The organism is Parabacteroides sp. AF14-59 (assembly GCF_003479515.1).
Classification (GTDB): Bacteria; Bacteroidota; Bacteroidia; order Bacteroidales; family Tannerellaceae; genus Parabacteroides; species Parabacteroides faecis.
Map to the genome: position 1 here is coordinate 37,830 of NZ_QUHH01000004.1, position 13,203 is coordinate 51,032.

Below are 13,203 nucleotides of genomic sequence, written 5' to 3' on the forward strand. Positions count from 1 at the left end.
CTCTAAGCGCAGATCATTTAAGTAAACGGCAACTACCAATTGCCATAAATAATCAACTAGATTTTGCAAATGTATGAATAAACATTTAATTAGAGTGTTTCATGGGGCAAAAAGCTCTATGAATGAGGGAAATATTTCTCATAAGACACGCGATCAAGTTTTAAAAGTAACGAAATTAGCCTTATTGTTCCTCTTTGTTTGTTTATGGGAAGCCACAGCCGCCTTATCCTATTCCCAGGTAACAAAATTGAACCTTGAAATGAATGGAACGATCCTTCAGGTGTTAAATTCCATAGAGAGCCAGTCAGAGTTTACCTTCGTGTATAAACTGAATGAGGTGAACCTGGATGAGAAAGTCTCCGTCGATCTGAAGAACAAATCCATAGATGAAGTATTGGAAGTACTGCTCCGTAACAAATCGTTGGGATACAAAATAACGGACAGACATATCGTTTTATTTAAGAAAGAAGAAGTAAAGCAACAGTCACAACCTAATACGATTGTTACCGGAACGATTCTCGACGACTTCGGCGAGCCAGTTATCGGTGCCAATGTCCTGGTAAAAGATCAGGCAGGTATAGGTACAACGACCGATATGAACGGAAAATTCTCCCTGGATCTGAGAGATCTAAAGTCTCCGGTTTTAGTCATTTCTTTTATCGGTTACACGACACAGGAAGTGGTTGTAGGTAATAAAACAACATTGAATATCACACTAAAGGAAGACTCGAAAGCACTGGAAGAAGTTGTTGTGATCGGTTACGGTACCAACTCAAAACGTAATCTTACTTCAGCGGTTTCGACTGTGAATGCTGAGAAAATGAAAAACGTACCGGTTGCTAACGTAACAGATGCGTTGGCGGGGCGTGCTACAGGTTTGATCGTTACTTCAGCCGGTGGTGGTTTGAATAAACAATCCACGGTTTCTATTCGTGGTGGCGGAACGCCTATTGTTGTTATCGACGGATTTGTTTCAGAGTATAATGACTTTGTTAATTTGAACTCAGACGATATCGAATCAATGTCTATTTTGAAAGATGCCGCTGCTGCTGCCGTATACGGACAACGTGCCGGAAATGGCGTATTAGTGGTGAAGACGAAGAATGGTTTGAAAGGTCTTCGTGTAGATTATAGTTTTAACCAGAGTTGGAGTGAACCGACTTATTTGGAAAAGAAACTGGATTCATACGAACGGGCATCATTCGATAATACTGTACGTAATCTGTATGGTTTGGAACCTCGCTGGACAGATGAGGAAATCGAAAAATACCGTACGGGATCTGATCCGTATAATTATCCGAATACGGACTGGCAAAAGATCATGCTGCGTAATTTAACTCCGGAAACTAAGCATTCGCTGGCTGTACGTGGTGGTTCGGAATTTAATAAGTATTATGTTTCTTTTCAGGCATACGACCAGAAGTCGATGTACAAAGCCGATACGGAATGGTTTAAAAGATACAATGTCAGAATGAATGAAGTATCGGAGTTTAAGGATCTGGGATTGAAACTGACGTTTGGTTTGGATGGTTATATTTCGACTATGCAAACTCCACGTTCCCAATATTCAACCGGCTACTGGCAAACCTGGGGACACATCCAGAATCAGGGACCTATGGGATTAGCATATAATAAAGACGGACAGATCTATGTAGGATACGACAATCCCGTTGCTGAAGTCTCTTCTGAATCCGGTTATTTTAAGTTTGATAACAAGATGATTACCGGTCTTTTTAATGCCGAATGGAATGTATACGGTGTGGAAGGATTGAAGGTAAAAGTGGGAGGTAATTACCGTTTTGGAATGTATGATACCAAAGAATGGAACAAGACTGCTCCCCAATATGATTTAGAGGGAAATAAAGGGCCGGATTTTCCTGTTAGCTTGCAATATACAACTTCCAACAATCGTATGTGGACAATGCAGTACTTTGTAGATTACAATCGTTCCTTTTTGGGCGAAACGCATAACGTATCAGCCACATTGGGATATGAGCAAAGTTACGCTTTTGGACGAGGTTTCGATGCCAAACGTAAAAATTATGTTTTTATGATCGACCAGATGGGGGCCGGACCTTCTGATACAATGGAAAACGGTGGTAATGAATGGGAAAGAGGAAGTGCCGGCTTGGTGGCCAGGGCTTCTTATAATTATAAGAAAAAATATTATATAGAAGGTTCTTTACGCCATGATGGCAGTGACTTGTTTCCGAAAGATCGCCGCTGGGGTAATTTCTTTTCCGGATCTGCAGCCTGGGCTGTATCGGAAGAGAATTTTTTCAGGCCGTTGAAAGAACGTAATATATTGAATTTCCTGAAACTTCGTGCCAGTTATGGCCAGGTCGGGATGGCAGATGTAAGCCGGTTTAGCTATTTGACATCTTATGGTTTGACAGAACGCGGTTATGTATTGGATGGTAAAATTGTTCCGACTTTCAGCGAGGGAGCTTTGATCAGTGACGATATAACCTGGTATACGATTAACTCTACAGATATTGGTTTCGACTTTAATACATTGGGAGAACGTCTGTCTGGTAGCTTTGACTATTTTTATATGAAAACGACAGGTTTTCTAACATCACCTTCTAATGTCGGCTATGCAGATCCGTTGGGATTATCTCTTCCGAAAGTGAAGTCTAATGGCGAACACCGCCGTGCCGGTTATGAATTTAATCTTTCCTGGAAAGACCATGCGGGTGATTTCAATTATGAGGTAGGTGCTAACTTTACTTATTTCGATCAGTTGGTAGCCGTTGCCTGGGACGAAGACCTGGCAAATCAGAAGAATCCCTATCTGAGAGCTGTTCAGCAGACCGGATATTATGGTACGGGTTATACGAACCAGGGATATTACCAGAACTCTGATCAGACATTGAATTTACCCCGTCGCGACGGTTCTTCCAATCTGGTTGCCGGTGATATCATTTATAAAGATATGAATGGTGACGGATTCATTGACGGTGCCGACCAGTGGCGTATCGGGAAAAATAGTTTTCCGCGCGGCAACTATGGTATATATGCCAATCTTTCCTGGAAGGGATTTTCTGCCAATATCTTATTCCAGGGAGCAACTTCACGTGACATGTATATTGAAGATGTGGTACGCGGACAATCAACCGGTGGTTATACTATGGTGTATCCTTATCAGATGGATTATTGGATGCCGGATAATACGAATGCTAAATTTCCAAGAATAGCGATGAACTCGAGTGTGAATGGAAATAATAACTATGTTACCTCCGACTTTTGGTTGGTCAACGGACGTTATATCCGTTTGAAATCGCTTCAGTTGGGTTATGATTTTCGTTCAGTATTGTTGAAGAACATCAAATGGCTTTATAAATGTCAGGTTGTGTTGAGTGGTCAGAATTTATTTACGATTTCACCTGCTACGAAATATGGCTTTGACCCGGAAAATGGTAGTACAAACAACTATGATTATCCGATGCAACGTGTATATGCCATTAGTTTGAACCTTGGATTTTAATCATTAAATAAAGAATAGACTTATGAAACTAAAGAATATAGTATCATTGGCATCCTTATCGCTTTTACTGGGAGTTGCTTCTTGTAATGTGTTGGATACTCAACCCTTTGAAACGTATGATGAAGCAACCGTATGGGGATCTAAATCGACAGCCGATGCTTTTGTTACGGGAACGATAAGTAATGTGATGTATGGTTATGTGAACGGAAACCAGACAACTTGGGAAGAACGTACAGGTAATGCTGTTCATTCCAACGGAGGAATAGGTTTCGTTCGTGAACAGATGGACCGGTACAGTGGTGATGGAGGATTAGGGGACTTCGGGAATATTCGCCGTTGCAATCTGATTATCGAGAAAGCGACTGAATATATAGGGCAAGGTCTTTCGGATGCAGATTCTAAAGATCTGATAGCGAAAGGCAAGTTATTACGTGCATTGCTCTATTACCGTCAGGCTCGTACGATGGGACGTTTTGTATGGGTCGATCGCGTATTGGCTCCGGCTGATACGGCTAGTAATGGAATGATGATGCCTACTACAAAAACAACAACGGAAAGTTATACTTATATCTTGAACGATCTGGATGCTGCTATTCCTGATTTACCTACTTCTGTAAAAGCAGGGGAATTGTCTCGTAATATGGCTTATGCCTTTAAGTCGGAAATAGCGTTGCAGGCTGCCGCTTACGAAGCAGACGCTGCAAAAAAGAAGGAATGGCTGAAAGCCTCCATTGCTGCAGCTGATGCTGTGGAAGGTGCTTCTTTAGGAACCAGTTATGGAAATATCTTCAATGAAAAAGATCCTTATTCCAGTGAGATCATTTTTGCTATCTACCGGGATAAAGCTAATACAAATACGGATGCCATAGCACCGCTACAGAATGTGATGCCTAATACCAATAATGACAACCTTGTAAAGAACGGCTGCGGTCCGTTGTTCCAGACAAATGGCGGACAGCCCTTTATCGGTTGGTTATGGTGGGCTCCTACACAAAATTTGGTGGACGGCTATGATGTTATTGATGAAGCGACCGGACAGGGGGTGGTTTGGAACGAATCGACCCAGTTCAAAAATAATGTGACGCTTGTTCAGGGTTCAGCTCCTGATTGGGCGATCGATCAGGAAAAGGCAGAAGTATTGTTTTATGGAAATACGAAAAGTGATAAGCTTATCAACGAGATTATGTATAGCAACCGTGATGCCCGTTTCTATGATACTTTCGTGTACGATGGGACGACCTGGTGGAATGAAGATATTCATTTGACTGTGAATGGTAACTTGTGGCGTAAGGTGAACGGTGGTTTAGGGCCTCATATGGGATTGACCAATTATTACTGGCGTAAAGGCGTGTATAATGTGGAACCTCGTGTTCTGGCCGGAACCCCGACTAATTACCATTATGTGGTAACCCGCTATGGTCGCGTCCTGCTGAACAAAGCCGAGGCCATCTTGTGGCTGGCAGGAATGGGAGAGGGCAACTATGCCGATGCTGTAGCTATCTGCAACCAGACCCGTACCGTTCATGGTAAATTACCGGCTAAACAGGTGAATAGCCTGGAAGAGGCCTGGAAGTTCTACAAACAGGAACGTCGTTGTGAGCTGACGATGGAAAACGATTATTACTGGACCCTGCTACGTTGGGGTAAACACGGAGGATATGCCAATAACGGTGTGGCACCGGGTGGTAAGATTGCCGGATTTACAGAAATACCGACTTATGTTGAAATTAAGAATGACCGTAAATCATTCTATGTTGGTAAGGTGACTCATGGTGACAATGATATCCGCGAGTTCCGTGAAGACCGTCGTTATCTCCTTCCTATCCCACAAGGACAGATCGACCGTAACGCTAATTTAGGTCCTCAGAATCCGGGTTGGTAATAGATGATTAATCATTAATACAAATGAAGTATGAAAAAGAATATGATAAAACTGATGAAGAGTAGTCTGTTGTTAATGCTTGTCCTGGTATGTTCTTCCTGTCTGAAAGGCAACCTGGATGATCTGCCTGCTTTTGAAGAGGCCAATATCACGGATGTGAAGTTCGACTTTCGTTATAAAGATCCGACAGATGAATGGATCAACGGAGAACCGATCGTGAAAGTAGTCACTCTGACTGTATCCGATAAGGTTATCAACGCCGAAACCGGTACGATCACCTGTACGGTCACGGTACCTCCAGCCGACGGTCCTTTTACGGAAGCGATCCGTAACACGGTTACCCTGACTAACCTGGTCGGAAAGTTCAACCTTTCCACTGCGGCAGTTATTGCTCCGCAGGACGGTGCCCCGACATTAGGTACACCCGGTGATTTTTCTGCCACACGCAGGTATCTGGTGACAGCTGCCAACGGTACGAAAAAAGATTGGACAATCCAGGTTACTGCATTGAATAAGTAACTATATTTATACCCTTAGATCTGAAATCCTGAGGCTGTCCGCTACCTGTATGGGGACGGACAGCCTTTTCTCTATCAACTAATGTAAAATGAATATGAAGAAGAAAACTCATTTCGGATTATTGTGTTTAGCCTTTTTGTTGGCCACGCACTCTTTGTTCTCCCAGGGCACTTCCCCGGAATCGTGGCGGAATATTTCCGGAGAGAAATATGATTGGACGAAAACGATGCGTCCCGAACAGCCTTATATGCATGCCTATCATCAGATGCAGCTAATGAAGATCATGCTGTCTTATCCGGATGAGAAAGGCAATCCGGTTATTTGTTATACCTTTGAACAGGTCCTGTCCTTGGTAAAACAGATGGATGCTGTCACACGGGGACTCCCGAAGACGCTCTACCTGGTAGGATGGCAATATAACGGGCACGACGATAAATATCCGGCCTGGTTTGAAGTGAATAACGCACTGAAAAGGGAATGCGATGCTACCGGGCGGGAATCTTTGCTTTGGCTGGCTGAAGAGGCAAAGAAATATAATACCTGTATCAGTGTCCATGTGAATATGACGGACGCTTACGATGACAGTCCGCTTTGGCATGAATACCTCTCCAAGGGTTTTATCTCCCGGAATACCGACGGGACACCGATGCAGATCGGGGTATGGAACAACCGTAAAGCCTACCAGATCTGTTATAAAAACGAGTGGGAGAGCGGCTATGCTGTCAGGCGGATCGATGTCTTACTGGAATTACTGCCTTGTATCGGGGAGGCCGGTTCGATCATGATCGATGCTTTCTTCGTGCGGGACAACCCGTATGAAAAGATCTCGTGGGAAGAGGAAGAGAGCTATCAGCGAAGAATATTCCGTTATTTCAGGGGAAAAGGTATCGACGTCACTCACGAAAGTTTTAACCGCCTGCGGGAAGGCAAAGACCTGTTCATCGGGCTGACCCCGTGGTATCTGTGGTTTGAAGCGACCGAAGCAGACTATATGAAATATCCAGCTTATCTGACAACCGGCGGTGCATCTTATCTCTTTGCCAAACAATTCCCGGACCTGACGAAAGAACAGCTCCAACTGGGCTTCCTCTTCGGTATGAGCGGACGCGGCGAAGATTGCTTCGGTAATCTGGAAAACGGTTCTTTACCTGACGTCAACTGGATAGACAAATACCGTTACCAGTTTTATACGGGAACGTTACCTTATGTCTATCTGAACCGTTACAAACGGGAAAAACTGACAGGGAAAGGCGAGAATCGTGTCGTTTATTATAACGATGACCTGACCGCTTCGCTTAAAGATTCGACTATCATTCATCACAAACGTTTGTTAAGGGATAAGGACGATCTCTTTATGCCGGTTCTCTGGCGTGACGGTCGTGAGTATATGGCTTATTCCGTAAAAGGCTACTCCGGTAAGTCCTGGCAGTTGCCACCCGACTGGTCGGACGTACACAGCGTGGATATTTATAAGATAACGCCTTCCGGTATCTTTTATAAAACCAGCGAGGTCTGTACCGACGGATCTGTCCGCCTGTCGCTCGAACCGGATGAGGCTGTCTCTGTGTTTCCTTCTACCGGATGTCATAAATCAGGTTTTTAGCCTATTAAAATTCTAATAACATGAAACATATATTACTGTCTATCTTATTTGCCTGTCTCGGATTTTCCTGTGGTGGGAATACCGTTCAGGCTCCATACTCTTATGCCGTAGCAGAGACTCCGTGGAGCGAGGCTCTGGGTAATCACCGTGCAGTATTGACTGTTGCCGCCCCGGCCGATGCCGTCAGACTTTCTTTCGACTGGCGGCGTCCGGATAAAGAGGTGGAGGATCGCTGTTTTCTGATAATCGATGCGGAGACAGGGGATACGATCCCAAATATCCAGAGGCTGAAAGTGGATAACGAGCAATGTGAACTCTTGTTCGGTCCCGTCAGCAAGAAGGGAACCTATTTTTTCTATTATCTGCCTTACCGCGTACAGGAAGGCTGGGGGAACTATCACCGGGGATACTATCCGAAGGAAGAAGCACCTGACCGGCAATGGCTGTCTGCTACATCGTCCGCCTCTTCTGACGGACAGTTTCCGGAAGCTACGATCGCCCGCGTGGAATCGCGTACGCAGTTCGACAGCTTCTTCCCGATGGAAGTAACGGCCTCAGCAGGCGAGAAAGAGCAATACAGGCAAGCCAATCCCGGCCGTTTCCTGGTCTTTCCGGAGGATCGTTCTTTCCCTGTGCGGATGAAAACGAATGTACCTTACAAATGGCTGCAAGGTCAGGACCGTTCTTTGTTTAAAGGAGCTGCCATGCCCAACGAATATTATGCGTTCCAGTTGGGTATATGGGCGGGAAACCAGGAACTGAAAAGCATTACTTATGAAACATCCGGCCTAAAAAGCGGAAACAATGTGATCCCGGCGGAAGCTATTACCTGTTTTAATATAAACGGAGTGAATCCGTTGGGAAAACCTTTTACCAAAAAGGTGAGCGTAGCACCCGATGCAGTTCAGCCGTTGTGGTTCGGGGTGGACCTGAAAGCAGACCAACCCGGCGGCACTTATAAAGGCGTTATTGTTGTTTCAGACGAAACAGGATATGTCGTCCCTGTGGATATCGAGTTGAAAGTGTCCGGTAAAATGCTGGCAGACCGCGGAGATAACGAACTCTGGCGTCATAGCCGCCTGCGCTGGCTCAATTCTACCCGAGGAATCAGTGACAAACCGACAGAGGGATATACCGATATGTCTCTGTCCGACAATCGTATTTCCTGTCTGGGGCGTACGGTATCGCTCGATATGCAGACCGCCCTGCCGACCTCCGTCGACTCCTGGGGGCATGAACTGCTGGCTTCTCCCGTACGCTTTATCATCCGTACTTCTTCGGGAGAAAAGAAACTGAACGGAACCGTCGACCTGACCGGACAATCCGAAGGAAAAATGTCGGGTAGCTGGAAAGCTGAAGACGATGATCTGACACTGATCTGCAACGGTACGATGGAGTTTGACGGCTGGATCAACTACGTTTATTCCGTCACTCCCAAAAAGGATTTACAGATCGAAGATATCCGGCTGGAGATACCGATGAAAAGCGAAGCAGCCCCTTATTTTATGGGATTGGGCCTACCTGGACAGGAGACTCCTGCCAACTATTCCGGAGGCTGGGAGACACAGGGAAAGACGGTACATGATTACGCCGTATCTATCCCTACCTCCAAAAATACTTCCTGGTTATGGCCTTTCGACAGTTTCTGGTGTGGTTCCGAAAAAGCCGGTATTCATTGCGAATTACGCGGAGCGAGTTATACCGGCCCTTTGCTGAACCTCTATCGTCCTGCTTATCCCGAAAGCTGGTATAACAACGGCAAGGGCGGTTTCCGCATCAACCGTAGCGGAAACCGGACAACGGCTACTGCATACAGCGGCGAGCGTACCCTCAAAGCCGGCGAGAACCTGACGTTCGATTTTGCCTTATTGATCACCCCGGTAAAGAAAGTGAATAGCCATGGCCAGTTTATCGACCGTTATTACCATAATGGCGGAGCACCGACCCCGGGACAGGAGAACCTCGACGCCGGTATTAAGATCATCAACGTACACCATGCCAACGCGCTGAACCCGTTCATCAACTATCCGTTCATTACGGCCGACAAGATAAAAGACTTTGTGGATGAATGGCACGGCAAAGGTTGTAAGGTGAAACTTTATTATACGATCCGTGAACTGACGAATGTAGTCCCTGAGATATGGGCCTTACGCAGTCTGGGAGACGAGATACTGCAAGGTGGTAACGGTGGCGGTTTCCCCTGGTGCCGGGAGCATTATGTAACCGATTATACTCCTCAATGGTATCAGCATCTGGAAGACCAGCAGCTGGGCGTGGCAGCCGATGCTTCCGTCCTGACAGCAACGGGCGATTCCCGCTGGTATAATTATTATGTGGAAGGACTAGCCTGGCTGGTGGAGCATACCGGTATCGACGGGCTGTACCTGGATGATGTCGCTTTCGGTCGAGATATGCTGAAACGGATGCGTCATGCGATGGAAGAAGTGAAGCCGGGTTGTATCATCGACCTGCATTCAAATACAGGTTTCTCACGCGGACCGGCTACCCAGTATGCGGAATATTTCCCTTATGTGGATAAGGTTTGGTTCGGCGAAAGCTTTATGTATGACGAGATGTCTCCGGCAAACTGGCTGGTGGAAGTCTCCGGTATCCCGTTCGGTCTGATGGGGGATATGTTGCATGGCGGCGGTAATAAATGGCTGGGCATGCAGTACGGCATGACCGTTCGTCAACCCTGGCTGACGGAAGGGGTATCCTGCGATCCTCAATATATCTGGAGGTTATGGGATGACTTCGGGATCATGGATGCACAGATGATCGGTTTCTGGGAAAAGAATCCAGCTGTAACCACTTCGGATAAAGAGGTGAAAGTAACGGCGTACGTGAATAAAGGCAAAACGCTTCTCTCGATCGGTAACTATTCCGGAGCAAAGAAGCAAGTTAAACTGAATATCGACTGGAAGCAATTAGGTCTGAATCCGTCGTCTGTCCGTATGCAGGCTCCGGCTGTTACCGACTTTCAGGAAGCACAGGAGTTTACGCCAGCCGATCTGATCCCGGTCGATCCGAAACACGGATGGCTGATCATTGTATCTGAATAAGGTATCAATAGGAATGCCAATCGGTTCAGATATTGTCAGATGTGAGTCTATTCAGATCGCATTAGGGGACGCAGAATACGCAGATGCTCGCAGACTTTTTATTTTCTTTAAAACAATATATTATCTGCGTTTATCTGCGCTCGTCTGCGTCATCTGCGTTCTTTAATACAAACTGGATATATAGCTCATATCTTTCTCTTTTATTATATAACTCTGTGTAAACAAATTATTTTATGAAGACACTATTTTATATTCTAACAACCCTGTTCTGTCTGTCCTGTAGTATGCAGAACAAACTGGAGGAGATTACTATCCGGCTGGATAAGGAAACCCTGAACCCTGTCCGTAATCCGGGTGAACGGGGAACTCTTCATGTTACCGGTCGTTATTCCAATGGAAAGACCACCGATCTTCCTTTGTCCGATATTGCTTTGTCCGTACGTACGGTCAGTGCCAGCGGAAATGTCGAAGTTATCGCTTTATCCGGCGATCAGTTGATCCCGAAGGACGGCGGACTGGCAGAAGTGACTGCCGTCTACCAGAAAGACGGCGCGACTTACCAGGCGAAGAAAAGAGTCGTTGTCGCTCCGTATTACCGCGACTATCACCAGACACTGGTATTGAAGCTCTTTATGGGGTACGACGGCGAACTGAACGAACCCGATCCGAACAACGTGATTTTCCAGCATGAAGACCCGTCCCGCCTTTGTACATTCGGCCACGCGCTCGATGTCGTGAAACGAGTGGATAATCTGACACGCGGTATTCCCAAGATCATCTACCTGGTCGGTTGGCAACGGGGTGGTCACGACCATCTCTATCCTGACTGGAGTATCGTCAACCCCAAGCTGAAACGGGAAGAAGATGCCACCGCCCTTGAAAGCCTCCGCTGGCTGATCCGTGAAGCGCGTGCCTATAACACAACGATCAGCCTGCACATCAATATGGTCGATGCTTTTGAGGAAAGCCCCCTGTGGGATACCTACATCAAGAACGATATTATCGCCCGCGATGCCAACGGCAACCTGAAATCTATCTGGGAATACGTCAAAGGCCATAAAGCTTATCATCTGAGCTATACGAAAGAGTGGGAGAAAGGCTTTGCCAAACCCCGTATCGACCATCTGATCGACATGATTCCCGAACTGAAAGACGGCCATACCATCCATATCGACGCCTTTATGGCGTACTGGCAACCGGAGAACCGTCCGCTTAGTCCCTGGCATGCCAAGCCCGAAAACGGAGGCATCGACATCTACAAAGAGGTGGAAACACAACGGAAGATATTCAAATACTGGCGGGAAAAGGGCTTCGACGTGACGGGCGAGGGCATTTTCTGGGCTCATCCTGCCGGCGAAGGCTTTGTCGGTCTTCAACCGATGTCGTGGTGGTTTCCGGATGGTAAGAACTTCCAGATGGAGATTCCCGAACGTTTGTCGGCAAGGGGGCGTACCCACCGGGAAGGGCAGGGCGATTTCCGTTTCGGTTCCAGCATGCAGGGAGAGGAGATTTTCCAGAAAGATCTGGCCAATCTACCCGGCTTCCTGTCCCAGTTCTGTACCATGACATTGCCCTGGTATTACCTGAGCCGCCTGGAGCGGGTTGCCTTTGTCGATGAGGCCCTGTATTATAGTGAGGGAGTCGTTGCCCGTGTGGAAGACGGAAAGAACATCATCCGTAAAGGCGATTTCATCCTGCGTGAGAACGACAACCTGTTCGTTCCGGCACTTTGGAACGACAACGAGATCATCGCCTATTCCGGCGACGGATACGAAAGCCATAGCTGGCTGATGCCGGAAGGGTGGGAGAAGGTCGGTGCCGTAGATGTTTATTCCATCTCCATGAACGAACCGGCACGGAAACTATCGGCAATACCTGTGAACAACGGACTTCTCAAGCTGGCGTTAGGGAAAGGAGAGGCTGTTTCGATCGTTCCGGCAGGACAGTCGCTTACCAGATAAACTGATTGCATCCCGGCCTTGAAGGTATGTCAAAAGTCGAAATTAAGGAACGCAGACTACGCAGACGGAGCGCAGAAGAATGCAGACTATATTGATTATTAATAAAAAAGTCTGCGTTTTTCTGCGTGTTCTGCTTGTGTATCTTTTCTATTCGATCTCCGGTCTGTCGCTGCCTCCGCCGCCTTCTTCGTGTTTGGTCACGTCGTAGTTCTTGTAATCCTGAACGCTGGCGAAGGTGAAACTGTTTGCTACCACGCCTGCATTCTCGAATGTCAGCCCGTCTTTGATCGCATTCATCAACTCCTTGGAAGGGGTGAAGATGACGCGCACGTCTTTGATCATCGAGGTATTGAAATCGTCTATGTTCTCTACGCCCTGGCTACCATAGGAAAGGCGAATGGTACCCAGGCTCCCTAATTGTACCGAATTGCCTTGCTGGAGCAAAGGTGGGATACCGTCGCAAACGAGGTTGAAACTCGACTCGAGTTCCGTGGGAGCAATCGTCGTGTTGCGTGTCACGATCTTACATACGGCACGTGTGTTTAAACGGTTATCGGTGATGGGGGCACCATACCATTTTCCCGGATCGTCTTTCTTCTGGGGATTCTTGATTTTTCTTAATCTGTACTTTGTCATAATACTAGTGTTTTTAGATTAAACAATGAGAAAAATATCCTTTTTCAACCAGA

7 protein-coding genes are annotated in these 13,203 nt (G+C 46.5%); 6 read left to right on the top strand and 1 reads right to left on the bottom strand.

Annotated elements, in window-relative coordinates; genetic code table 11:
* Nucleotides 1-118: 118 nt before the first annotated feature.
* From DWW23_RS06075 to DWW23_RS06100, 6 genes are all read left to right on the top strand, one after another.
* Nucleotides 119-3,487, top strand: coding sequence for a TonB-dependent receptor (locus tag DWW23_RS06075; protein ID WP_233564273.1), 3,369 nt, complete (start codon nt 119-121; stop codon nt 3,485-3,487).
* A 22-nt stretch (nt 3,488-3,509) separates the two neighbouring features.
* A complete protein-coding gene (locus DWW23_RS06080) occupies nt 3,510-5,369 on the top strand; it encodes a RagB/SusD family nutrient uptake outer membrane protein (RefSeq protein WP_122352390.1) in 1,860 nt (619 codons plus the stop codon).
* Between the two features lie 30 nt (nt 5,370-5,399).
* Nucleotides 5,400-5,888 (top strand): hypothetical protein, encoded by a 489-nt coding sequence (locus DWW23_RS06085; RefSeq protein WP_122352391.1) that lies wholly within the window; start codon nt 5,400-5,402, stop codon nt 5,886-5,888.
* Between the two features lie 94 nt (nt 5,889-5,982).
* Nucleotides 5,983-7,491 carry an endo-alpha-N-acetylgalactosaminidase family protein gene (locus DWW23_RS06090; RefSeq protein ID WP_122352607.1) on the top strand — a complete coding sequence of 503 codons (1,509 nt, stop codon included), beginning with the start codon at nt 5,983-5,985 and terminating at the stop codon, nt 7,489-7,491.
* Nucleotides 7,492-7,511: 20 nt separating this feature from the next.
* Complete coding sequence (locus DWW23_RS06095) at nt 7,512-10,553, top strand: glycoside hydrolase domain-containing protein (protein ID WP_122352392.1); 3,042 nt, start codon at nt 7,512-7,514, stop codon at nt 10,551-10,553.
* Nucleotides 10,554-10,786: 233 nt separating this feature from the next.
* Nucleotides 10,787-12,514, top strand: a complete 1,728-nt coding sequence (locus tag DWW23_RS06100) for an endo-alpha-N-acetylgalactosaminidase family protein (protein WP_122352393.1) — start codon at nt 10,787-10,789, stop codon at nt 12,512-12,514.
* 147 nt (nt 12,515-12,661) lie between these two features.
* On the opposite strand, the gene DWW23_RS06105 is transcribed toward DWW23_RS06100, so the two are convergent.
* Entirely contained in the window at nt 12,662-13,150 is a 489-nt protein-coding gene (locus DWW23_RS06105; RefSeq protein WP_122352394.1) for a DNA-binding protein, read from the bottom strand.
* Between the last annotated feature and the right edge of the window lie 53 nt (nt 13,151-13,203).